The following is a 24,980-nucleotide window of genomic DNA, read 5'->3' on the forward strand; positions in this document are numbered from 1 at the left end:
ACATGTATATATAAATCGAAAACCATCATTTCATTCTTCATTTTCTTCATAAATATACGTGTGATCAGCTGAACGACCTTATTAACAAAATCTTTGGTCGCTTTTCCTCTTATTCAATTATTGCACCCTTTTTTAGTTTTCGCCCTCTTACAATGTAGTAATAACCGGGCCTTCCTTCGTCAGAATAATCGTATGCTCATATTGAGCCACAAAGCTTTCATCCGTCAGAAAAGTCCAGCCATCTTCGGATTGAAAAACCTCCTCTTCCAATGTAGAGATAAAAGGTTCAAAGGCAATAACCATACCCTCTTTTAAAATTTCGTCATCCCAGCGTGAGTAGTAATTAAAAATATGATCAGGCGCCTCATGAATAGACCGTCCAACTCCGTGTCCAGTGAGATTTTTGATAACCGTTAAGCCATGCTGCTTTGCTACATTGTGTACCGCTTTTCCAAGCGCGCTTTTTTTCGAGCCTGGTTTTGCTTTCTTAAGTCCGGCGTCGAATGCTTCTTTCACCACATCACATATTTTCTGTAAAATTTCATCGCCCTTTCCGACTACAATAGAAATTCCGGTATCTGCGAAATAACCATTTCTCGAGCCTGAAACATCAATATTAACAAGGTCTCCCTCTTGAATAACCCGCTTTCCCGGAATCCCGTGCGCTACTTCTTCATTTACGCTGATACATGTGTATCCTGGAAAATCATATTCTCCTTTTGGTGCTGATTGAGCGCCTGCTTTGGCAAACATCTCCTCTGCAATTTCATCAAGCTCTTTCGTAGTAATTCCTGGTTTAGCACGCTGGACTAATTCATCTCGAATCTCCCCGCAAATTTTACCAATTTCTTTTAATCCGTTAAAATCCTCTTCTGTCTTTGCAATCATTATATATATCCTCACTTTTTAATTTATTTTATAATCCGTATTGCATTTAGATTCCAGTATAAACGAAATGGCTATTTCTTCAAGAAAAAATTCACTAAAAGAGAAGAAATCAGGATTACATCTTCTTTACCCCTAAATTTTTATAGCCCTCTCCACCTGTTAGTCATCCGAATTTTCAATAGAAAGGAACTAAGAGAGAGGAGAAAATCCACTCTCTTTTTGTTTTATATCCATTTCCTTTTATAGCAACACACCAGGAAGCTGATAATAAGGAAAAACGTGTTATTTGACAAACCCTTTGATTAATCTCGGTTGTTCGATTCGTGCCCAATCAATGAATTATATTTTAAATATTTGAATCAAGCATTGTTCCTCATCAATTAATTCTTGTCTTTCTTCATAATCTATATTTAATTCCGTGTACAGCTTTTTCCAAAAAGAAACCGCTGGTCTATTTTCAATAAGCTCAATGACAAAATATTTTCCATTCTTCTCTTGAAATAATTTTTCAATAGCCCGCTTACCTATCCCTTTGCCTTTGTACTTATTCAATATAAAAATATCGTTTACTCCAAAGTCATTCTCCTTTTTCAAAAATGGACGCTCCAATAGCAATATAAATCCTATGATATGATTATCCATTTTTATAAAATATGGAGATAGACCATCCACTTCCCAGAACTGGTCCAAGTCTTCGTATTCAAAGGAACAATCCGCCCCAATATCGATCGTTGAAGTGAATTTTGACAGATCATGAAGATACAGTGAATAAAGATTTCTTAATTTAATTTTTTCCGATTCTAAGACCTTTTTAAGTACAACAGTCATTTTACTAACCTGCCTCGTCACTAATTTAAATATTCATTGTTCAATCATTTACACTATGTATAAATTTTTATCCGCCAAACCGGAGGCTTTATGTGAAATCCCATATTCTATTAACTTCCAACAAGTCTTCTCCATTAATATATCTGGTTTTGATGTATGGAGTAAAAATTCCAAGTTATATTTACTATCATAATAACCCATCATTAGTGCATTAAAGCACCATGGTGCCTATAACTACTTTCTGTCCCCGGTATGTATTTAATATTTCTTTTAAGATTTTTATGGATCTTTCCTGACAGTCTGTATTAGACTCTCCTCCGGGTAAAGTAAAATTTGGTTCAGCGAATTACTTTTTTAATAATGGCAGTAATTCATTATCAGGAATCCTCTTATCCTCACGGGAAAAGATTATCTCCTTAAGGTCTTCCCTTATCAAAACTTTTTGCCCTAGTTGATCTACTAATGGCTGAACAGTTAGTATCGAACGTTTGTATGGACTGGAAATAAAAGCATTAAGCTCTTCCTCTTTTACGTCAGTTATTCGGTGAGCATCTATTATGCCTTTATTCGATAACCCTCTTGTTCTTTGTTCCCTTCTTTTAGTGAATCAACATGTATATATAAGTCAGTCTCCTTAATTTCTCTATTTACTCCATACTAACATATACGAGATGACCTCACTTAATGGCATGTGTTCATAAACTTGTAGATCTTTTACAAGAGAAATATAATAAATACGTCAAACATTAAACTAAAGAATGTATATAAATCCTGGAAAATAACATCAGGTAACCGAAGAAAAAAACACATTTATGAATTGCAAACCAGCAGAAATATTTATCATATAACCATAAAAAGCAGGTGAAAACATGGAGAACATTCGAATTCTGATAGCTGATGATGAAAAAGAAATTAGAGATTTACTAAAGAAATATTTAGATAGAGAGCAATATCAAATTGATTTAGCTGTAAATGGTGAAGATGTCCTACAATTATTCGATAAAAAGCCATATCATCTTGTCATTTTAGATCTGATGATGCCCAAGATCGATGGCGTAGAGGTATGCAGAAGACTCCGTACAAAGTCAAATGTCCCTATTATGATGCTTACCGCGAAGGATCAGGAAGTGGACAAGCTTTTAGGCTTAGGAATCGGTGCAGACGATTATATTACAAAGCCTTTCAGTATCCATGAAGTTGTCGCCCGAGTCAAGGCTTTGCTGCGAAGATCTTTTATAAGGGAGAATAGTGATAACCTGCTTGAAAAAACATCTATAACTTTTAAAGGTCTGACGATAAACCTTAAAAACTATACACTAACCATTGCCGGCAAAGAAATTCCGCTGACAGCAAAAGAATTTGAACTTCTTAAATTTTTTGCCTCCCAGCCGGAACAGGTTTTCACGAAAACACAATTATTCCGTCATGTCTGGGGAAGTGATTTTATAGAAGATGATAATACCGTTATGGTGCATATTCGAAAGCTTAGAAAGAAAATAGAAGCGGACCCCTCTAATCCTACATTCATTCAAACGGTGTGGGGAATAGGCTATAAATTTGTGGGTGAACAGGATGAAGTTTGACAAGATTATTTTCCTTATCATCCTCCAGTTTGTCGTTTTGAATTGGATATTTATTATGGATGTCAATGGCCATCCAGGAGACATATTAAAATGGACTTTATATATTATGTTATTTTTCATATCAGCTGCTTTTTTTATTTCTAGATTTCGTTACCTTACACAATTAAAACGGATGAATAAAGAGATAAGGCGTGCTGTTGATGATGGAAATGTAAAAACCAGATTATTGACTAAGCACGATAAGGAACTAAATGAATTTGTTTTTTCTATCAACGAATTAGTAGAACAATTGGAAAAGATACAGGTTCAGTCAATAAAATCAGAAAAAGCAAGAAAAGGTATCCTCTCCGGAATTTCCCATGATATCCGTACACCTCTTACGTCTATTATCGGGTATATAGATGCCTTAAAAGATGATATCGCTGCTTCAGAAGCAGAAAAGAAAGCTTATATTGACATTATATCCAGAAAAGCAAACGGTCTAAAGCAATTATTAGATGAACTCTTCCAAATGGCAAAAATCGACGCGGATGAAATCACATTAAAGGAAGAAGAATTGGACTTTGCTGAAATGACAAGGGAATGCTTAATTGAGTTTCTGCCTGATTTAAAAACAGAGCAGATTGAATTAAAAACGGTTATTCCGGAAGAAAAGTATATCATCAACGCAGATCATCTGAGTCTTAAAAGAATCATAGGTAATTTAATCAGGAACGCCTTACATTATGGCAGAGAAGGCAAAATATTGGGGGTAGAGCTTACAGAAACCCCTAAAGACTATCAATTGCTGATCTGGGATCAAGGACCGGGAATTGCTGATGAAGATGTGATGCATGTGTTTGAAAGGATGTATCGTGGAGATCAGTCAAGAAATCAGCTGTGCGGAGGAAGCGGGCTCGGTCTGTCCATTGCAAAAGCTTTGGTTGAAAAGCATCACGGCAAAATTTGGGTTGAAAGTATTCCATGGGAAAGAACTGTCTTCGGCTTTTCTATTCCTAAACAATTTATCATACCTGAATTAAGAAACAATTAAGAAATGATTAAGCCCGAATTAAAATCTGCTCTCTATAATGTAACCATAGACTCCATTGAAAGCAGGTGTTTCAAATAAGTGAAATTATTAAAACTACGAATCTGACGAAAATTTATGGACAGCAGAAATCGGTGGATCACCTTAACATTACTGTGAATCAGGGAGAAATATATGGTTTTCTCGGCCGAAACGGTGCCGGGAAAACTACGACGATCCGAATGTTACTGGGGCTGATTAAGCCAACTTCCGGTCAAATTGAAATATTTGGTGAGAATCTATTCAAGAATCAAAAAGGAATTTTAAGAAGAATTGGATCAATGGTTGAAGTTCCGGGATTTTATGAAAATCTTACGGCGAGAGAAAACCTTTTAATCAATGCAAAAATAATCGGTGTGCATAAGAAAAATGCAATCGAGGAAGCCTTAGAGATTGTTGATTTGCACCATGAAACAAAAAAACTTGTCGGCAAATATTCTTTAGGGATGAAGCAGAGATTAGGCATCGCCAGAGCACTGCTTCATTATCCGGAGCTGTTAATATTAGACGAGCCTACCAACGGTTTAGACCCAATTGGGATTAAGGAAATGCGAAACCTTATCCAGTCACTGGCTAAAGAAAGAAATATAACCATTTTTGTATCGAGCCATATATTATCGGAAATCGAACAGCTGGCAGATCATTTGGGAATTATCCATGAAGGTAAGCTACTGGAAGAAACTGCCTTTGAAAGCCTCAGGAAGCGAAACCGCAAGTATTTAGAGTTTCAAGTTTCTAATGACAACAAAGCAGCTATGCTCCTGGAAAGCCACTTTGGTATTTCGGATTATGAAGTTCATGATGAAGGGAATATTCGAGTATATTCCCATTTAGGAAATCAAGGCAAGCTTAATAAGGTTTTCGTTGAAAATGATATTGAAGTGTTAAAAATAAAAGTAAGTGAGGATAATTTGGAAGATTATTTTACAAAATTGGTCGGGGGTGGATCAATTGGCTGATTTATTATTTACAGAACTTTTAAAACTCAAGCGCTCCAGTATGTTTCTAATAAGTATACTAGGAGCAGCTGTTGCCCCTTTTGTGGTAGTAATCGCTACATTTATTTATGAACCATCCACTCCTTTTGGGGACCTGTTTTACAACGTTAATCTGTATACTGTTCTTATCATAGGAGTTCCCCTATATGGCGTGGTGACAACATATCTTTTCAATCGTGAATATACGGAAAATACATTGAAAAATTTATTAACGATTCCTGTGTCACGGCTGAGCTTTATTATCAGTAAAGCGCTGATGCTGTTTATGTGGATCATGATGCTATCGATAATAGCCTGGGGACTGACTTTATTCTTGGGATTGTTAACACAGTTTGATGGATTAAACAGCTCCTTATTGCTGGATTCGTTGAAACAATTTAGTACAGGAGGAATATTATTATTTATCCTCTCTTCCCCCATTATCTTAGTAACATTGGTAATGAAAAATTATGTGCCAACTATTATTTTTACAGTTGTCATCACATTAATCAATGTCATGGCGGGAAATTCAGAGCATCGGGGGTTGTTTCCTTGGGCAGCGGCAGGAGATATTTCTAATCATACGCTTCCCCCTACGTATCCGCCCGAATATTCGTATATTATTATTGCAGCTACAGCGCTGATAGGATTTATCACTATGATTGTTTATTTTAAGAAGGCGGATATTCATTGATATTATTGATTAATAGCTTCTTTTCTAATGAAAAATAGAATTAATATGTAGTGAGCTTTCATAATTTAGTACAAGAGAAAAGGAAGGGATTTCGCACATAAATCTCTTCCTTTTTCCAATAAATATTTAATTATAATGGTGCCGGAGCGTTGATTTGTTCATCAAAATGTATCTTTAACAGCTGCCCTGCTTGCACTAAACCCGAACCAAATCCGTACAGAAGCGCTTTATCTCCATTCTGCACTTTTCCTTCCCGAATGCCAAGGTCCAGCGCCAAAGGAATGGTTGCTGCAGAAGTATTGCCAAATTTCTCGAGGCTATAAAGTGTTTTTTCGATTGGATGTCCTATTTTTTCACAAATTGGCTCGATTAATCTCAAGTTTGCACTATGTGGAATAAACCAATCCACTTCATCCAGACTGGTTTCTGTTTTCTCCAAAAGCTGTTCGATGCTTTTCGGCACATTCCTTACTACCCACTTGAAAACTTCTCTTCCATTTTGGACAAGATATTGTGTATCAATCAATTCCACATCATTCACCTTGTTCGATAAACTAGTTTGGTATACATGCTGTGCTCCGCTTCCATCACTGCTCAAATGGAAGTCAATAAAATCTTCTGATTCCTCATCTTTTTCCACTAACACTGCACTGGCAGCATCCCCGAATAAAATACAGGTGGTTCTGTCCGTATAATCCGTTACTTTTGAAAGTGTTTCGGCTCCAATCACAAGCACTTTTTTATGAAGACCAGAGCGAATTAAACTATTCGCCGTATGCAATCCATAAACAAATCCTGCACATGCTGCACTTAAGTCAATTGCCCCTGCCTGCTTGATTCCCAGGCGATTCTGTATGATGCTGGCAACGGACGGATAAGGGAAATCTGGCGTGCTGGTTGCTACAATAATCATATCGACATCTTCCACTGTTTTATTATATCTTTCCATTAAATCTTCCACAGCAGCTACGCATAAATCACTTGTAAATTCATCGGAACGCGCTATTCTGCGTTCATGAATCCCTGTTCTCTGAACAATCCACTCATTCGTTGTCTCAACCATTTCTTCAAGATCAAAATTGGTTAATTTTTTCTCAGGTACATAGCTGCCAATCGCAGTCATTCTTGCTCCTATCATCGTATCCCTCCAACGTAATTAGAAGTTAGTATTATTATCTGGTACTAATTATAGCATATGATAGCTTTCTAACAAAGGTTCTAAAGTTTGTTTTAAGTTGGTATCAGCCAAAATAGAACTTCCTTTAAAAATTGAAAGTTCTATTTTACTCAACCAAACATTAATTAGACTATACCTGTTACATTATCTCAGTATTTATCATTCGTTTTTTAAAATCTGTTTCCAGTGCTATGAACATTTTAACCCCTCAAAACTCAGATAAGATCAAATTCTCTTATAGAAGTCTTTTAACTGAATTAAAAACCAGACTCACATTGTAAATTCAGATATCTCAATATAACATAAATTATTATATAATCTATTAGGCTCCGCTCCCTTTAATAAAACAATCGAATCAGAAATCAGATTACAATTCACGTGACAAGCGTATAAATTGTCAAGATAATCCCGGCTATAAGTAAAACATCATTAAACACTATAAGATGGCGTCAAGAGATATCCTTGATGCCTTTTCCATATTTATTTTTCTTCTATTATTTATTACGAAACATCATCGAATTACTCCTGTAAAAACAAAAAACGCATTAGTCAAATTACTAATACGCTTTTTGTTTTTACAATGATCATTCAACTAAAGCAAACCATTCCTATTTTAATCGGCAATGAACGATCATGGAAGTACTATCTTTTGTAAAAATATCTTTCTTCCAGGAGCCATATAAGCTGATTAATTCAAAACCATGTGAGTCCAATAAGCAATACAGCTCCATGGGATAAACATAGCGCAATGAAATGGAATCACTTGCCGTATGAACTAACTGATCATTTTCAATAATTTCAGTGTGCGTTGTACAATACAAAATTTGTGTTTCATGATTATACGCTTCACAGTGCTTTTTGATCACAGTCTGGCTTTCATTATTTACATGAGACTCCTCAAATTCACTGTCAACTGATAATTCATCTATATCAGGATTTCTTGTATCGAATATAAATTGTCCATTTGGTAATAGATGTTTTTTCACCGACTGGAATAACGCATCTTGACTTTCATTTGTTAAAAAATGTTGAAATGAATTACCAGTCATAAAAATTAATGGTGATTTATAAGCTAAGTCTAACTCCGTGCAATCCTGCTGTTCAAAAATAATATTTACCTGTTCAGCAGCGGCTTTTTGTTTTGCCCGGCTCAGCATACCGCCATGTAAATCTACCCCGACCATATTTAATCCTCTTTTAGCCATAGGTATTGTCAGTCTTCCTGTACCGCAAGCAAGATCAATGATTGGTTTATCCATTCCGCTTACATTCTCCATTAAATATAGTAAATCATCTTGATATTTACTATACATTTCATCGTATTTCTCAGGATTTTCATATTTCTCAAAATTATTTTCAAATAGCTCTTTCAAAAATTTGCTCCTCCTTCATTTTAGAAGCAAAATGTATGTGCTCTGTTATTTTGCTTCGTCAATAATTCCAATTGCTGCTTCCATTTTGCATGTAACTTTAGTGCAGACCCCTGTTTCATTCCGATTTCATAAGCGTTTCCTTTTAATGCTACCACGTCCACCAGCAGCTTTCATTTTTGAGTCATTGCTTCCCTCCTATGTGTGTCACAGGTATAATAATATCTGCTGCATCCATCTGATCTCCGCGATACCATTCCAGTATAGAACCGGCCGGAGTCCAGTTATGCGACATATAATATTGCATTAATTTTCGATAAGCGGTATCAATTTTTGAAAAATCATCTTTAAAAGTCAGACCAATACAGAAGCTTCCTCTCATTTTCTCGGAAAAAGCGTCTGGAATAAATCCAGTATTAATTTTAGTTGATATACCAAAACCAATTTCTGCTTTTACTTTTTTGGTGTTTCCGGATATATACCGCAAATACGTACTCTTAACCGGAATATGATTCTGAGCCATCTGTTTGCGCCTTAACTTAAATTCCTCACTAAACTGCCCCGGGGAAGCTTCTGCCTCAAACCAAATAACTTTCTCTGCCGGTTTTTCAAACATATAAATCTCCTCTTCTCCATAATCACTTTCTAAATAGCGGAGACTGACTTCCAGCTGCTTCTGATTTTCTTTAATTGCTTGAATCCATTTCTGCTTCATCAGCTTTTGTCTGTTTTCATCGGCTTTTAAGTAAAGCTGAATATCACGAATAGCGACATTCGCTGTCCTTAAGCTTGCAACCATCTTGGCAAGAGGAACCTGATCTTCTGAGTACATCCGATAATTACTCTCCTCCTGCCTCACTGATTGCAGAAGGTTCTTTTCCTCAAAATAGCGCAGGGTACTTTTTGGTATTCCGGTTTTAATTGAAAATGCCTGTATTGTCATCAATTTGCTCTCCCCCTGTAGCCTTTCTTAAGGATAAGCATAAACCTTAAAGCAGCTTGAATGTCAAGAAGAAATTTGGGGCTGGTTACTGTGTTACCATTTTATTTTTATCTAATTTTTTATGCGCTATCGTGTTTATATAGATTGGAATACTGTTACACGAAAATAAAATTCCTACCGAAATGTGAATGATAAAGCATGCCAAAAGCAAAAAACACTGAACAATCTGCATTTCAGTGTTTTCTTAACTTAGCCCTCTATCAGGGCCTTATATTATTTAAGCCGGTTAGCTTTACCAATTCAAAAAGTACAATTCTAAATGTTTACTTTTAAAATAACTTCAAACAATCGGCGGGCTGATTTAATACATAATCCGCTTCTTCATACCCTTCTTGTGTTTTACTGCCCCATAGAGCAAGTGCAAATTTTACTCCTGCACTTTTGGCACATTGTAAATCATAAATCGAATCACCAATATAGACAGCTTTTTCTTTTTCTACAGCTAACTGATTAATGCAGGCTAACAGCGGATCAGGATGCGGTTTATGTTTTTCTGTATGAGATGCCGTTATAGTCTTAGAAAAATAGTGATTTAAACCATATTGATCAAATTCATTGAACATTTCTTCACTTGTTTTGGATGTAACAATTCCTAGTTTAATTTGCTTGCTCGTGAGCTGCTTTATCACTGCTTCGATTTGTTCAAACACCTTTACTTCATTCACAAATGAAAGTACATTTTTTGCCCACACAGATTGAATTTTTTCCACATCTTGTATTCGCAGTCTGTTTAAAGCTTCTTTTCCCGGTATTCCTAAAGCAAATGTCAGTTCCTCCTTCTCATAATTAAGGTTAAGTTCTGCCTTAAGTGTCCTTTGCAATGATTTTAATATCGCTTCTTCAGTGTCTAATATTGTTCCATCAACATCAAAGATCGCCACAGTAAACATGCACCATTCCTCCTGATTATTATCTATTATTGTGATACCTTTTCAAACTGAATCTCTCTCAATAATATGGTAAGGGATTTTTATTTTTTCTTTTGACTTTTTTATAGTTAAACTGCAAGCCTGCTCACCAATTTTAGTAAGCTGGTGGTCTACAGTCGTCAGTCCTAAACCAATACCAACAGGCTGATTTTCCTGACCAATAATTGCCAGATCCTCAGGGACGCTCAATTTCTCCGCTTTTGCATATAGATATATTCCACTGGCTACTTCATCTCCATTTGCATAAATCGCAGTCGGTCTTTCTCTTAATTGCAAAAATTGATTTGCTGCTTCATATCCATCCTCTAAGCATTGACAGTTGGAAATATGATAGCCAGGTGGAATATCACCAAAAACCTCGTGATAAGCTTTTATAATTTTCTTTGTACTGTTACTTTCCATTCTGGCTGTTGTAAATGCAACCATATGATGTCCCTTATTTTTCAATAATTGAAAAGCATCGAAGAAAGAAGCATACCGTTCTGTATAGGAACAACCAATTTCATGATGCTGTGCATACTCACAAGAAACAATTGGTGCAAACTCACTATAAGGGATGATTTCCTCCCAATCATTTGCTCTTGATGTAATAATGATACCGTCAAATAGCTTACTTTTTAATTTTTCCAGGTATTCCAATTCTTGTTCTTTATCATATTTTGAAGGAAGCAGAGTTATTAAAAAATCATTTTCCAAAGCTTTGTTCAGAATACCATTCAGCAATTGATCAAATGCTGGATTATTGTTGTATGGAAGAATAACACCAATTGTTCTCGTTTCCCCACGAATTAAATCAATCGCACTTTTATTAGGTGTATATTTCATTTCTTCCATTACTTTTAAAACAGCCTCTCTTTTTTCGTTCGAAACATATTTGTAATTGTTCAGAACCCTGGAAACTGTAGAGACAGAAACTCCCGCTACTTTTGCAATATCATGAATATTTGCCATAACCAAACTCCTATATGAATGAGATTATTAAAGAAAATCATCAAGCACTTCATTTTTGAAAGACTTGTGAAAAATGAATTAAGTCTCCCTCATGTATCCATTTTACCTTCATACGTACGGTACTCCCAGCAATAAAAGCTGAAGATATCCTTCCAACTATTTCTTCCGAAAACCAAAATAGACATTTTGTATCCTGTCAAAAGCTTCAAACATTCCTTCAAGACAAGCTATTATTTTCTCATCAGATTCCAGCAGTTTCATTTTCTTCCCCTACCTCTGTTTGAATGACTGCTTATTTTTAATGTAAGCTATGAAATGCATTTCAAGTCAAGAGGGAATATTAATTGCGATAACCATTACATCAAAACACCTCTAAAATCAGAATTTGATCTGACTTTAGAGATGCACATATTCTGAATTTCCGATTTTCAATTATAAGCATTTCGCCATTTTACACAATGGCTAAAGATTATAAGCTCCAATCTTTTTTCCAAAACGGCTTAAATCCAGCTATTGACAAACAATCTTTATTATCATACAGGTATAAAAGGCACATCATTTTCAATCCGAAACCGCATTTTTTCCAAATGCTTTTTAACTTTTATACGCATATCTCTACCTTTAAATGAATTCATAAAAAATAAATAAGAATATAAGAGCCTGTATTCCAAAAAACAGGGAAGTAAATTCAATTGTTTTTCGGATAAAACTGTTTCATCTGAATAACCTTCAAAAAATAGATTGGTAAAAATTTGATAGATTTGTTGCTGTTCTAACCTGCCAAGCTGTCTGTTATTTTCCATAAAATGAAAAATTGGAATCGCAGCATCATAAATATACCAGCTCCTGCGGACATCACCAAAATCTAAAACATACATATCCTTATTTGCAATCATAATATTTTCATTATGCAGATCATGGTGTACGATTCCATAATTATTTTCATCCTTTGAGAGAGCAGAAAACGCATCCATATAGTTCTTCCACTTCTCTTCAATTATTTTACCGTAGCCCTTAGCAAAACCTTCATTTTTAATATCATGATTCCACTCTAAATAATTTTGCTTCATCTTATGACTATTTAATTTAGTTATTTCATGCATTTTCCCAAGCAACTTTCCCCATGCTTTTATAAGATGGTTTTCTTTCAAATTAGGAGACAAAACTTCTCCATCAATGTATGCATATGCCATTATATAAAGATTTTTCTCTTCCCCTTTGATTAATTCTATAAGCGCTCCGTTTTTCGAAGGGATAAAGCTGGGAGTTTTTATTCCATGCAGAAGCATTATATTTATTATTTCCTGTTCATTTAATAAATTGCTTTTTTTATGTGTTTCCGAATCCAATATTTTTATAACCATCTTCTGATTCCGGCTGAGAAATACATTGTTATGAAAGCCTCCCAGTAATTCAAGAGGCTCTATTTTGTCTGAGTACAATGATTTTATTTGTTCCAGAATGATTGAATTTATCATCGCCTCCTGCTTCCTTTCTCTACAAAAAATCTCAAGTCTATAAAACTTTGCTTTAATCCACCAATACTCTCTTCTGATTAAGAAAGAATTGAACACCAGCCTTATCTACAAAGCTTAATTGATCTTCCTTAAGTAAAGCCGCTAAATCATTTATTGTAATCCATTTAATATTGTCTGTATGATCTCCTTTTTCAAGAAGCTTACCAGCTGCTTTACATTTAAAATATACTCCGAATGAATCTACTGGTCCTTCTACTGTTTGGTAGACTGCATAAGGAGCCATACACTCAACTGTGAATCCCTCAGCTGTAGTCGTTTTCACTCTATCCGTTGAATCTATTATCTCCTCTAGTTCAAGCCCTGTTTCCTCTTTTATTTCCCTTTCTAAACACCCTTGCAGGGTTTCAAACTCCTCCAGCCTTCCTCCTGGCAGTTCTATCGGGGTTTGCTGTTCATTCGCTCTGACACGACGCTGGACTAATATCTCCTCTCCTTGTTCTGTTTCTCTTAAAATGAAAGCCCTAACATTTGTATAAATCATTATTCTCCTCCATATCTGCTATAACTATTATTTCATTCATTTATAAAATTGATAAGCAAACATTTTTAAATACTCCTGTTAATCAATAATTAAATCTAAACCTTCTTCCAAACAAGTTAATTCATTTATTTCTATCATCCCAAACTAAATTCTTATCCAATCTATAAATACAGGTAAATCTATCTTTCAACCATTCTAACAGTGGCTTCACTACAGCAGTATTTTTTATATAATTCTCGATTTCTCTAATAGGAACCCATTTTATATCTGCTATTTCCCTATCTGGATCATTTATTGTCAGATGTTCTCCATGCTTAACTGATACATTACAAACTGTGACTAAGCTATGTGCAGCATGTTCAGATATAAAACTTTCGTGAATATAAGCTATTTCAAAATTTGTTACATTTAATCCTGTTTCTTCACAAACTTCTCTGTACAATGCTTCTTTCATCGTTTCTCCTGCTTCAATTTGACCATCGGGAAGGCTCCAGATATAGTTTGCATATTCATCTTTGTTCTGCACTAAAAGAATTTTTTCATTTTCTAATATGATTGAAGATACAATTCGATATAATCTAAAATGATTTAAGCAGGACATATTTTTTTTCCTCCAGATGGCACTTGTTGCCCACCATATTTTTATCATCCATATTATCTGTTCATTTTCTTGTTTAAATTTAATCTAATCTCTAAATATGTAAATAGCTTCTCATATCTATTATCTATAATTATTCCTGGAAGAAACCCATTCCATGAATTGTGTATATGGATAATAGGTTGTTCCGTTCAACTCTATCTTGGGAGCATCCGGATATTTCCTTAATAAATCCTCAATTTCTTCTTTATTTAGATTAATGTAAAACTCTAAATCACTTTCCTTGATAAAGATATTATATTCTTTGCTTGTTTCTGAACGCCCCAAATTTTGCAGTCCTTTTCCAATAAAATATCCCATCACTGCCAATCCAATAGCCAGTACAATGAGGCCAAAGTCTAAACCTGATATTTCTATTTCCATTTGATACCCCTCCACTATTCTTCTAATTTGCTGCTTTCATATCCTTACATCATTCCATATAGACTTGCAAGTGAACTAAAATAGCACTTTCCTTACCTGAATCAAACTTTCTTAATCAGCTCCAGCTTCTTCGTTGCCACGGAATTTGCAAAATGTTCATTATGATCTACTCCGATCATTGTCGGTTTATATTTATTTATGGCTCCAATTAACTGGTCAATCACCATCATGTCTAAATAGTTTGTCACTTCATCCCATACAAATAAGGAATGATTACCGAGCAAGGCATTTGCCAAAAATACTTTCTTCTGCTCTCCCGAACTCCAGTGATTGCTTGTATGATCAGCAAAACTGGATCGTTTGGAGCCTAATTGCCGCAATAAATGCAGATATGATTCCTTTTCCTGCGCTGTTAATTGTTGAAGAATAGAAGCATGGTCCTTACCCAACTGATTTTGCTGGTGCAAAAGGGAGATTTTATTTGGAAGTCTGATCTGATAATCACCTGTAACTTCAAATTGACCATTTCCTAGAATGAAGTGCAATAGGGTTGTTTTTCCTGCCCCATTTTTTCCTGTTATAAATAAGCGTTCGGAAGGGTAGACATCTATATTAACCGGTTCAAATAAACACTTTCCATTCTGTAAAATAGAAAAATTCCGAAGTAAAAGAACTTGTTTATCAGGCTGGTCTACCCGCATCTTTAAACTTTCTACTTGTTCAACATTATTGATTAAGCTCTTTTTATCCCTAATCTTTTCTTCCGTTCTTTTTTTGATTGCTTTGGAACGCTTCATTTGTTTCGCAGCTAATCTTCTTTCAGCAGCATCTTTTGTACTGTTTTCTCTTTTCTGCCCCCAAGATGCAACTCTTTTAGAAACAGCTTCGAGTCTATTAATCTCCTGATATAGTCTATGATTTTTTTCTTCAGCAAGCTCATCAGCATTCTTTTTTTCATAAGCCCATGTATCAATGTCCCCTTTTATCACATCAATACTTTCTTTATTGATTGCCATGGTATGGTCAACAAACTGATTCAGAAAATGCTGATCGTGACTGACGACAATAAAACCCTTCTTCCGATTTAAGTAATCCCCTACGCCCCTCCTTCCATGAGCATCTAAATTATTTGTCGGTTCATCTATCAGTGGAAAAGCAGCTTCATTGAGAAATAATTCTATTAATAAAATTTTTGTCTGTTCCCCGCCGCTTAAAACATAGAAATCCCTGTCCAGCACTTCCGCAGGCAAATCCATATAAGATAATTCCAGCTCCAATTCCCAGCGTTCAATCATTGGATTTTTTTGAAGCAGCACTTCTTCTGCCGTCAGCTGATTAGCAAGGTATACAGGGAAATACTTAAATATAAGTGAGGATTGTACCGTTCCTTCATAATCCAGCTCTCCCAGGAGGATTTTAAAGAATGTCGTTTTTCCGCGACCATTTCTTCCGAGCAGCCCAAGCTTCCAATTTTCATCGATATTTACTGTTATATTTTCAAATAAAGGATGGAGCATCGATGGATATTGAAACGTCATCTTATTAATCAGAATATTACCGGTCATATTTATCACTCCTTTCCATATTCATTATCCAAAATTCTATTTAAATTAAGATAGCATTTTCCATTGTCTTATGTCACGTCAATCACCCATCTAAACACACCTCTCAATGACCAGAACAGAACACGAATCGGAAATATGATAATTTCAGGAATCCAAAACAAAATATCGAAAAGCAAATCTACTTTTGTATAAGATCCTTTCCCTTTTCTACTTTTCCTTGTTTTTGACTTCTTCTTGTTCCACCAGCCATTCATCATTTCAACTCTCCCTTTTATCGTTGTTGCTTTTACATACGAAAACAAATGATAAATGTTTCAATTATTTAACAATTTCAACTGAAAATTAATTCATAAATAAATAGATTAGCAAGTTTGCATGTTTTCCCTTGCAATTCCTATTGAATGACATAAAATAATTAACAAGAGACAAAATCAAGTTAAAGTATGTCGGAGGGATAAAATTGAGCGAATTGAAACAGATGGATTATTCCAGCCTGCAACATCTTCATGACCAAGCAAAGAAAGCATTTGATATAATCAAGCAAGAAAATCTATCATTAAATATGGCCAGAGGAAAGCCAAGCGTTGAACAGCTGGAATTATCATTGGAATTATTAAACAGTGTCAATTCTGAAAATATTGGTGATAACTTTTCCATTTTAAATTATGGCGTAGTTGATGGCATACCAGAAGCAAAAGTGTTGTTCAAGGAGATATTGGAAGTAGATACGGAAGAGATTTTAATCGGGGGCAATGCCAGCTTAAATATCATGCATGATCTGATTTCAAAGGCATTATTAAAAGGTGTTATTGACAGTGAAGCTCCTTGGGGCAAGGAGGAGAACATTAAATTTATCTGCCCTGTTCCCGGTTATGACAGGCATTTTACCATTTGTGAAGCCTACGATATTGAAATGATTTCTGTCGATATGCTGGAAGATGGTCCGGATATGGATAAAGTGGAAGAGCTGGTCCGGAATGATGCATCTATTAAAGGAATGTGGTCTGTTCCAAAATATAGCAATCCAGATGGGATTACATATAGCGATGAGGTTGTAGAGCGTCTGGCTAAAATGGAAACAAAGGCAAAGGATTTTAAAATATTCTGGGATAATGCTTATGTGGTCCATGACCTTACTGACAACCCACCACGCTTAAAAAATATTTTGGAAGCATGTAAGAAACACGGAAATCCCGACAGAGTGTTTATGTTTGCATCTACTTCCAAAATTACTTTTCCGGGAGCCGGTGTTTCAGCAGTGGCAGCAAGCAAGGACAATATCGATTTTATTAAAGAACAAATAAGCGTGCAGACCATTGGTCCTGATAAAGTAAATCAGCTGCGCCATGTCCGCTTTTTCAAAAACTATGATAATGTCCTGGCACATATGAAAAAACACGCAGAAATTATGAAGCCTAAATTCGATGCCGTATTGAATATACTTCAGGAAAAATTAGGTTCCTACGGTATTGCAACCTGGGCAGAGCCTAAAGGAGGCTACTTTATCAGTCTGAATACGATGGATGGCTGTGCTGCTGAAGTAATCAGTCTGGCAAAAGAGGCTGGCGTAACATTAACAGGCGCTGGAGCAGCCTTTCCATATGGAAAAGATCCACGAGATCGAAACATTCGTATAGCGCCTTCATTCCCAACGCTGGAAGAAGTGGAAAAGGCAATCGAAGTTTTATGTATTTGTATTATCCTTGTGAGTACGAATAAGTTATTATAAAAAAGAAAAAACCGTTTGGCGTTAGATCGTCAAATGGTTTTTTCTTCATATAGCAGGTTTAAACGTATGAATATGTCAACGGTCAAACCAATAAGCTAAAAATTTATAATCTCCCCACTCTTTATATAGCTGCTGTAATTGCTTTTTAGGAGGAAGCTTACCAGCAAAATATTTATTCTTTACATGTTTCTTAAATTCACTGTCTACTGGCAAAAAGTCATATCGCCCCAATAGCATTAAAATGATGCTGAGTGCATAAGGTCCAACTCCTTTAATCTCTCTCATTTGATGAACAATATCTTCTGTTGGTATTTCCGTTTTTTTTAGCGCATCTAAATCATATACACCATTACATAAATTTTGCGCTAGTTCATAAATATACTCGCTTCGATAACCCAATTTAACAGTATCGTTTAAAAAATGCTTATCTTTTCTTAAAACGGCTTCCGGTGTGGGGAACGCAAATAATTCCGAATCATCCGAATATCTTTCTCCTAAAAGCGTAACGAAATGAGTTGTCATGGAAATGGTTCGGCTCCAGGTAGTATTTGTGGTAAGTATTGTCTTAACAATATCCTCAAATATGCTTGGGGATCGCAACAGTCTTCCTCTACTTTCCGTTACAATTTTCTGCATATCTCCGTTATCGTCACACATTTTATAAAATGCACTAAAATCCTCATCTAAGCGGAACATCCAGGTAACTTTACGAATAACCTCTTCACTTTCTTTACTGGTTAATGTTTTCTTATCGTCTGTTTCTACAATTAATTTATCGTTATCTTGCTTTATATGAAGCATAACAATTTTACCGGTTGATAATTCTTCCACCCTGCTCAAAGTCTGTCTATTATCATTATGATGGAAGGGCGGCAATAGATACCATCCATGATCTGTGGTAGTAGCACTAAAGTTGAACTTTTCCGGTAATTTAATAAGCTTCTTCAACCTAATCTCCTCCTGATTAAAGGATCGTTTTATCGATATCAAGATAAAGTCTTCCATGTTTGAAATTAGTAAAGTCATTAAAAAGTTGCTGTGGTATACAATAATAAACTCACTTCGCAACTATCAAAATAGTATTTTACAGGTTATAAATAATCATAAAAGTACAAGTCGATAAAGAAACTTTGGAATATAACGGCTGGACTATTCAGATGACAGCTGCTGACTTTTTTCAACTGATCCATCATAATAACATAATAACTCTAGTAACAGGCAAATAACCAGCATCTCGGTCTTTAACAATGACAATTATCGAATCAAGATGTTAGCAAAAACCCCTTTTAATTCAATTAAATCATTAATCACAAAATCCGCCTGTGAAAGCTCCTCCTCTTTCGCAAAATCAAAGCTGCACCCTACTGCTGTTAACCCATTATCTTTAGCTGCTTTAATATCTGATAATCGATCGCCAACTACTGCCGCTTCTTGTATTCCATATTTCGTTAAAATATTTTTCACCAAATCGGATTTACTGTACGATTTAATTTGTTCGATACTAAATGTCTCTGAAACCCAGTTATCTAAATTATAATATTGAACAATGGCGTTTAAATATGGAGGTACTCCGTTACTGGCAATAAATATTGAAAACCCTTCACTTTTCAGATATTCAAAAAGGTCTTTAACATTTGGATATAATGCACCTTTTCCACTCTTTATATTCTCAATTAACCGTTCTTGAAAATAATTATTGATTTGCTCTCTTTCTTCGATAGAGTAATTTGGCAGTAAGGTTTCCCATACTACAGGCAAAGGTACTCCCATAATTTCACGGAATGCATCAATAGGCATAGCTCCTTCCCACTTATTTACATAGGCTAAATAATTAAACACATCCTCTAATGACCGTTCTAAAATTTTATCGGTTTGAAATAACGTTCCGTCCATATCAAAAATTACCGATTTCATGATCTTTCTCTCCTTTTTTTACATTGACCTCCGACACCTTAATTGCGATTAAATATCTGACATTCGACAAATAGCTAAGCTTAATGTAAAGGAATTAAATTAGTTTATTTATCATCTTGCTCTTCTTTAAACCATTTACGAAGTTGATTAATATGAGCTTGATGATATCTATTGTGGTCTGCCAGATGCCAAATTCCCCATCGGATTGTTGCTTCTTTTCCATCTTCATAATTTACGGTTGTATTCAATTGATTATCCTTCAGCTGATAACAAATAGACTGAATCATGTAAAATACATCATCATAATCAGACAGTAATTTTTCCAACGAAACACCGTAAACCAAAGGAATGTTGTTATTTTCATCCAGCATTGGTCCATACTTATTTTCAAGCTCTTCAGGTATCGAATCTCCTTTTATTCTATACAGCCAATTGAGGTCTATATATGCCAGATGTCTTATTAATTGCGCAGTACTATTATATTTTTGATTTGGCCCTTTATAGTCTAATTCCTCTTGCGACATGTCTGTAATGATAGATTTTAATCGATGATAGTTATTTTCAAGAGCTGCATAAAGCATACCGACAACAGGCTCCATTTTAGGAGGACTTTTTAAATCTAAAATCATTTTCCTTCACCTCTTTAATACGGAATAAAAATGCCTTTTAATTTATTTTTATATCTTTCTACTTTTTTTATTTTTTTGAAAGTAATCAAAGATAATAACGCAACCGCTATTAGCACCCATTCATGTGTTTCTCCCCTATTATCTATAATTTTCATTAGAATAATCTCTCCCTATTTTCTGATTTCCACATATGCATTGTTGTATTCTTCTAATTTACCAATAGTTTTTACATGCTTTTAGAAAGCAGAATTTCATCACGAACAGGAATCCCATCGCTCCCTAACTTCGGAATTTCCGGTTTCCACTCTCTTGCTTTTTCAACCGCTCCTTTAAAAAGAGCTGTTAAATAATAACCCCGCTTCTGATAAAATTTTAAAGCATGTAAATTATCATTTGTCGTAATCAGTTTGACTTTTTCACATTCCTTCTCTTTAGCAACACGCTCTACTTCCTGAACTAAAGCTGTTCCAATTCCTTTACCTTCCTCTAAACTGTCTAGAGAAATGATTTCACATTCATTATCAAATATTATATAGGTGATATAACCGATTAGTTCTCCTTCTTTATTTAACACCGCAAATCCTTCCAGCTTCGTACAATCAAAAACACCGCTGGAAATAACCATTTCCGAGCTTCCCCACTGCTTAATAAAAAAGGCATAGATCTTGTCTTTTGCTAATTGTTCAGATGATATAATCTGCATAATATTTCTCCTCTGCTATTATCCATTCCTGACATATTTTTTACTATTTCTCACCAAGCTTTTAACTTTCCATCACAACATCAAAATCCTTAACAAAAACCGCACTCCCCGTAATTTGCACATCATACGACTTACCATTCTTAGAAACTTGAACACCAACTCTGCCATCCTTGCCAATTTCATTCCCTTGCTCAACCACAAGCTGCAAAGACCCTTCCATACCCTTCTTTATGTATTCAGCATAATAAGCACCCATAACCCCTGATGCCGTACCTGTTACTGCATCCTCAACAGTCCCTGAATATGGAGAGGAAAAGTGCCGGGCATGCATATCAGCATTTGCATCATACGTTTCTAAACAAAATGGATGAACTGATGATTTAGGCATTTCCTTTAAGATAGAAGGAAAATCTTCATTACTGGCTTTCATTCTATTAAAAGCTTCTAATTTTTTAATTGGGATTAACAGTGTCCATGTACCTGTACTCCCGTATAAAATTGGCAGCTTATCATGTAAATCCGCTTCTTCTAACCCGATCGAATAAGCTAAATCTTTTTTAGAACCATGAAATGCTTCAAATTGTGGTGCTGCCTGATTCATCGTTATCATTATGTCTTTTCCAGCAGTCGAATCAAGCCTTACAGGTAAAATTCCAGCTCTTGTTTCAATCGTTAAGTCTGTCTTTTCACCTAACAGTCCCTTTGTTTTTAATGCATAAACTGTTGCCATGGTTGCATGTCCGCATAAATTCATTTCATGACCTGGTGTGAAAAAACGTATCCCAAGGTCCGCTTCTTCAGATTTAACTGGAAAGGCCGTTTCATTAAATCCTACCTTAAAAGCAATTTCCTGCATTTGATTATCTGTCAATTCATCTCCATTTAAAACTACGCCAGCCGGGTTTCCTTTATCAGGTTCTTTACTGAACGCATCATAATGATACACTTTTACAGATTTCATGATATATTCCTCCAATGATGTTAAAATTCTCGATGAAGAAATCTATATACTCATCGAGAATTTTAATATGCTGTCCTGCTTACATTTTGCTACTTTTGTAAATGGGCCTCACTTTGTTTAATTCCACACCGAATTTCCCAAAACCAATCATGATAAAAGCCGGTATTAAGAGGATGACAGTCCCTATAATCAATGCTATTTTCCCAGTAAATAATTCCGGAATAGCCCCCGCTAAAAAAGTACCCAGCATTGTAAATATACCTCCGATAACATAGGTTGAACTTCTGACTCTCGATAAAAATTCATTCGGAGTAATTCCTTGATGCACAGCTCCCTGTACAATAAACGCCATGGAGAGGCCACAATCAAAAACCGCCATACCTAAACACATCATAATAAAAGTGTTTGTGACTGTAATCATTAATATGCCTATCCCGGAGATAATCATTAGTAAGCTGATCAGCGTGATCCAATTTTTATTTTTAAATTTATTTATCAAAAAGATGCCTGCAATATTACCAACACCAGCACTCGATAGTAAAATACCAATTAACCCTTCTGATAATTCCATAGTTATTCTGGCGTAAAATATAATGGTTAATGTAATAAATACCGTTGTGAAACCTAATATGCACATTGCCAATGTACTGATCAGCTGTTGCGGATTATCTATCAAAATCTTTAAACCGTCTAATGACTTTCCTAAAAACGCATTCAATTTATTTTTTTCTGACTTTTTCGTTTCTGTTTTTATATAGTCTTGTTCCTTGCGAATAAAAACAATAAACAAAGCAGAGAAAAGGGATAAAGCAGCACAAATAACCAATGTTAATTCTGAATCTGTTTTTGCTAATAATACGCCGCCCAATGCAGGGCCGATGACGGTAGCAATAGCATCAGCAGCTTCGATATTTGTATGTGCTCTTAATAAGTTCTCTCTTCCGGCAACAGCAGGTATCATCGAAGTAAATGCTGTGCGGCTGATTAATGCAAGTAATCCCATTATAAATAACAATGAAGCAATAATAACTGCATTTACATTATTTGTTGCTATCAGAAAAGCAAGTATAAAGACACCAATTCCATATAGAAAATGACAACCTCCTGCAACCCGAACCTTATTCTTATTTTCCACCCATGTTCCAATTGGTATGGCAAATAGAATTGTACCTATTTGCTGTGATAAAGCTACAAGTGCTGTAATCAGCGGTGAACTGGTTAATCCTAATACAATTAATGGAATCACTAATTCTCTTAATCTGCCATTTAAAATAGAAAGAAACTCTGATCCCCACATCCATCTGAAATCTTTATTAGTAAGTACCGTTCTCAATTTAATTCTCTCCTCCATGAGGGAGATAAACTGCTTCCAGAAAATGCATTAAGAAGGTTCGATTCTGCTTATTCGTGTATAAATGGCCCTTCTGTCAGCAAAAGTTCTTATTACGTTTTATAGCTATCTCCCTGTTTCATATTGGTTAAATATTTGAACAAAGAGATTTTTAAATTGGACGATTCATTTTATTTAGCTCCTTATGTTTATCAAAATCATTCTTTACATGTCAGTCTAAATTGATTTTAGAATTTTATTTTTTATCCTTCTCTATTTATTGTGCAAGTTTCATGAAGCGAAATATAACTATTCAAAACACTGGAACTGCCATATTCTCTAAATACATCTTTATATATTTTCTTTACACGCCCATGCATCAATCTCCACTGTGAACTACCCACCACTTACCACCCTTACAGGTTGCTTGAAGTGGGGCTTCTTGAGTAATCGCCACTTTTAGTAGCTGACGAAATGGATCAAGCTAACCCTCTTGTTCCAAGAGTTTTTATTTCTATGCTAAAGCTAATAGGCGAATACCTTCCTTTTTGATATTGATTGCTGCATTATAGTCACGATCTGCCACATAGCCGCATGAACAGCGGTAAGTACGTTCAGATAACTTCATAGGTCTTTTCGCATCACAACAGGAACACTTCTTCGTAGAGGGAAACCACTTATCTATTTTCATAAGTTGTTTCCCTTGTTCTTTTAGTTTGTAACTTAAGAAGGAAGTGAACATTCCCCAACCATTATCGGAGACACTTTTGCCAAACTTTAGAGCTTGTGACATACTTTTTATATCTAAATCTTCCATCACAACAGCATCAAAGTTAGACACTAACTCCTTTGATTTATGGTGGAGAAAGTTTTTACGTTGATTGGCAACTTTCTCCCCAATTTTAGCTACTCGAATACGCTGTTTATTCCAATTCGAGGAACCTTTCTTTTTACGGGAAAGTTTGCGTTGCTCACTTGCTAATTTTTCAAGCATTTGTCGATAGAACTTAGGGTAATTGGCTTTCTTACCTGTTTCACTATCAACATATAATCCATCCATTGAAAAATCTAATCCTACAACATCTTGAATTTCTTTTCGTTCAATCTCTTTTTCATACGCTGTAAGAATAGAAATATAGTATTTTCCTGATGACGTCATCGAAACGGTACAAGATTTAATGGTATGGTCAGAAGGGATATCTCTATGTTGTTTGATCTTGACTAATTTTAATTTAGGTAATTTAATATGACCATCTATTAATTCAATATTTCCGTTGACGACATTTGTTGTATAGCTTTGTTTATGTCGTTTATTTTTGAATTTAGGAAATTTTGCATTCCCTTTGAAGAATGCTTTATATGCCTTGTCTAAGTTTAGTTGTGCATTTGCCAACGCTAAAGAATCGACTTCTTTTAGCCATGTAAACTCCTTTTTGTATTTAGCAGGAGTTGGGTGCTTTACTTTTTTCAATGCTTCTTTATCCGCTTTCAGGTTTTCATAGGTTTCTTTTCGTTCTGCCAACATTTTGTTGTAGACAAAACGAACGCAACCAAACGTTTTGTGTATCATCAAGGTCTGTTCATTTGTTGGATACAGTCGAAACTTATATGCTTTGTTTTGCTTAGCCATATCAAAATAA

26 protein-coding genes and 1 pseudogene are annotated in these 24,980 nt (G+C 35.2%); 5 read left to right on the forward strand and 22 right to left on the reverse strand.

Annotation, left to right across the window (positions count from 1 at the left end; translation table 11 throughout):
* Positions 1–147 precede the first annotated feature (147 nt).
* The 3 genes and pseudogenes from map to FLK20_RS18100 form a co-directional block, all read right to left on the reverse strand.
* A complete protein-coding gene (gene map / locus FLK20_RS18090) occupies positions 148–888 on the reverse strand; it encodes a type I methionyl aminopeptidase (RefSeq protein WP_152657997.1) in 741 nt (246 codons plus the stop codon).
* Between the two features lie 339 nt (positions 889–1,227).
* The gene (locus FLK20_RS18095) at positions 1,228–1,716 is read right to left on the reverse strand and encodes a GNAT family N-acetyltransferase (RefSeq protein WP_152657998.1); all 489 of its coding nucleotides are present in this window, start codon (positions 1,714–1,716) and stop codon (positions 1,228–1,230) included.
* Positions 1,717–1,804: 88 nt separating this feature from the next.
* Positions 1,805–2,308: pseudogene (locus FLK20_RS18100) on the reverse strand (histidine phosphatase family protein); the annotation flags it as partial.
* Positions 2,309–2,585: 277 nt separating this feature from the next.
* Between FLK20_RS18100 and FLK20_RS18105 the strand changes: the two are divergent.
* From FLK20_RS18105 to FLK20_RS18120, 4 genes are all read left to right on the forward strand, one after another.
* Complete coding sequence (locus FLK20_RS18105) at positions 2,586–3,299, forward strand: response regulator transcription factor (protein WP_152657999.1); 714 nt, start codon at positions 2,586–2,588, stop codon at positions 3,297–3,299.
* Positions 3,289–4,332, forward strand: coding sequence for a sensor histidine kinase (locus FLK20_RS18110; protein ID WP_152658000.1), 1,044 nt, complete (start codon positions 3,289–3,291; stop codon positions 4,330–4,332). Before FLK20_RS18105 ends, FLK20_RS18110 begins: the two co-directional genes overlap by 11 nt.
* 74 nt (positions 4,333–4,406) lie before the next feature.
* Positions 4,407–5,327 (forward strand): ABC transporter ATP-binding protein, encoded by a 921-nt coding sequence (locus FLK20_RS18115; protein ID WP_152658025.1) that lies wholly within the window; start codon positions 4,407–4,409, stop codon positions 5,325–5,327.
* Positions 5,320–6,039: an ABC transporter permease gene (locus FLK20_RS18120; protein ID WP_152658001.1), complete on the forward strand. Its 720-nt coding sequence runs from the start codon at positions 5,320–5,322 to the stop codon at positions 6,037–6,039. Before FLK20_RS18115 ends, FLK20_RS18120 begins: the two co-directional genes overlap by 8 nt.
* Positions 6,040–6,169: 130 nt before the next feature.
* Here FLK20_RS18120 and FLK20_RS18125 read toward each other — a convergent pair whose 3' ends face one another.
* The 11 genes from FLK20_RS18125 to FLK20_RS18175 all read right to left on the reverse strand — a co-directional run bounded on the left by FLK20_RS18125 (position 6,170) and on the right by FLK20_RS18175 (position 16,331).
* Positions 6,170–7,177 (reverse strand): ketoacyl-ACP synthase III, encoded by a 1,008-nt coding sequence (locus FLK20_RS18125; RefSeq protein ID WP_152658002.1) that lies wholly within the window; start codon positions 7,175–7,177, stop codon positions 6,170–6,172.
* A gap of 647 nt (positions 7,178–7,824) precedes the next feature.
* On the reverse strand, positions 7,825–8,589 hold the full coding sequence (locus tag FLK20_RS18130) for a class I SAM-dependent methyltransferase (protein WP_152658003.1): 765 nt from the start codon (positions 8,587–8,589) through the stop codon (positions 7,825–7,827).
* 181 nt (positions 8,590–8,770) lie between these two features.
* Positions 8,771–9,529, reverse strand: a complete 759-nt coding sequence (locus FLK20_RS18135) for a MerR family transcriptional regulator (protein WP_227995139.1) — start codon at positions 9,527–9,529, stop codon at positions 8,771–8,773.
* A 329-nt stretch (positions 9,530–9,858) separates the two neighbouring features.
* Positions 9,859–10,479 carry an HAD family hydrolase gene (locus FLK20_RS18140; protein ID WP_152658005.1) on the reverse strand — a complete coding sequence of 207 codons (621 nt, stop codon included), beginning with the start codon at positions 10,477–10,479 and terminating at the stop codon, positions 9,859–9,861.
* Positions 10,480–10,521: 42 nt separating this feature from the next.
* Entirely contained in the window at positions 10,522–11,469 is a 948-nt protein-coding gene (locus tag FLK20_RS18145; protein ID WP_152658006.1) for a LacI family DNA-binding transcriptional regulator, read from the reverse strand.
* A 533-nt stretch (positions 11,470–12,002) separates the two neighbouring features.
* Entirely contained in the window at positions 12,003–12,947 is a 945-nt protein-coding gene (locus FLK20_RS18150) for a phosphotransferase enzyme family protein (protein ID WP_152658007.1), read from the reverse strand.
* 52 nt (positions 12,948–12,999) lie between these two features.
* Complete coding sequence (locus tag FLK20_RS18155; RefSeq protein ID WP_152658008.1) at positions 13,000–13,488, reverse strand: NUDIX hydrolase; 489 nt, start codon at positions 13,486–13,488, stop codon at positions 13,000–13,002.
* Between the two features lie 121 nt (positions 13,489–13,609).
* A complete protein-coding gene (locus FLK20_RS18160) occupies positions 13,610–14,089 on the reverse strand; it encodes an NUDIX domain-containing protein (RefSeq protein WP_194165676.1) in 480 nt (159 codons plus the stop codon).
* Between the two features lie 120 nt (positions 14,090–14,209).
* Complete coding sequence (locus FLK20_RS18165) at positions 14,210–14,509, reverse strand: DNA-binding protein (protein WP_152658010.1); 300 nt, start codon at positions 14,507–14,509, stop codon at positions 14,210–14,212.
* 101 nt (positions 14,510–14,610) lie between these two features.
* On the reverse strand, positions 14,611–16,074 hold the full coding sequence (locus FLK20_RS18170) for an ATP-binding cassette domain-containing protein (protein WP_152658011.1): 1,464 nt from the start codon (positions 16,072–16,074) through the stop codon (positions 14,611–14,613).
* A gap of 68 nt (positions 16,075–16,142) precedes the next feature.
* The gene (locus FLK20_RS18175) at positions 16,143–16,331 is read right to left on the reverse strand and encodes a hypothetical protein (RefSeq protein ID WP_227995136.1); all 189 of its coding nucleotides are present in this window, start codon (positions 16,329–16,331) and stop codon (positions 16,143–16,145) included.
* Positions 16,332–16,534: 203 nt separating this feature from the next.
* Here FLK20_RS18175 and FLK20_RS18180 point away from each other — a divergent pair, with 203 nt between their 5' ends.
* Positions 16,535–17,803, forward strand: a complete 1,269-nt coding sequence (locus tag FLK20_RS18180) for an aspartate aminotransferase type Ic (RefSeq protein WP_370453210.1) — start codon at positions 16,535–16,537, stop codon at positions 17,801–17,803.
* A gap of 75 nt (positions 17,804–17,878) precedes the next feature.
* Here FLK20_RS18180 and FLK20_RS18185 read toward each other — a convergent pair whose 3' ends face one another.
* From FLK20_RS18185 to FLK20_RS18215, 8 genes are all read right to left on the reverse strand, one after another.
* Positions 17,879–18,751: a DNA-3-methyladenine glycosylase family protein gene (locus FLK20_RS18185; RefSeq protein WP_194165677.1), complete on the reverse strand. Its 873-nt coding sequence runs from the start codon at positions 18,749–18,751 to the stop codon at positions 17,879–17,881.
* A gap of 306 nt (positions 18,752–19,057) precedes the next feature.
* Positions 19,058–19,720 (reverse strand): HAD-IA family hydrolase, encoded by a 663-nt coding sequence (locus tag FLK20_RS18190; protein ID WP_152658013.1) that lies wholly within the window; start codon positions 19,718–19,720, stop codon positions 19,058–19,060.
* A 101-nt stretch (positions 19,721–19,821) separates the two neighbouring features.
* On the reverse strand, positions 19,822–20,346 hold the full coding sequence (locus FLK20_RS18195) for a DinB family protein (RefSeq protein WP_194165679.1): 525 nt from the start codon (positions 20,344–20,346) through the stop codon (positions 19,822–19,824).
* Between the two features lie 14 nt (positions 20,347–20,360).
* The gene (locus FLK20_RS21725) at positions 20,361–20,501 is read right to left on the reverse strand and encodes a hypothetical protein (RefSeq protein WP_194165680.1); all 141 of its coding nucleotides are present in this window, start codon (positions 20,499–20,501) and stop codon (positions 20,361–20,363) included.
* Between the two features lie 71 nt (positions 20,502–20,572).
* Positions 20,573–21,049 (reverse strand): GNAT family N-acetyltransferase, encoded by a 477-nt coding sequence (locus FLK20_RS18200; protein WP_152658014.1) that lies wholly within the window; start codon positions 21,047–21,049, stop codon positions 20,573–20,575.
* 61 nt (positions 21,050–21,110) lie between these two features.
* Positions 21,111–22,010 (reverse strand): PhzF family phenazine biosynthesis isomerase, encoded by a 900-nt coding sequence (locus FLK20_RS18205; protein WP_152658015.1) that lies wholly within the window; start codon positions 22,008–22,010, stop codon positions 21,111–21,113.
* Between the two features lie 79 nt (positions 22,011–22,089).
* Entirely contained in the window at positions 22,090–23,343 is a 1,254-nt protein-coding gene (locus FLK20_RS18210) for an MFS transporter (protein WP_194165681.1), read from the reverse strand.
* Positions 23,344–23,854: 511 nt separating this feature from the next.
* Complete coding sequence (locus FLK20_RS18215) at positions 23,855–24,970, reverse strand: RNA-guided endonuclease TnpB family protein (RefSeq protein ID WP_152658017.1); 1,116 nt, start codon at positions 24,968–24,970, stop codon at positions 23,855–23,857.
* Positions 24,971–24,980: the final 10 nt, after the last annotated feature.

Source organism: Oceanobacillus sp. CFH 90083 (assembly GCF_009389585.1).
In the GTDB taxonomy this organism is placed as follows: Bacteria; Bacillota; Bacilli; order Bacillales; family Amphibacillaceae; genus Oceanobacillus.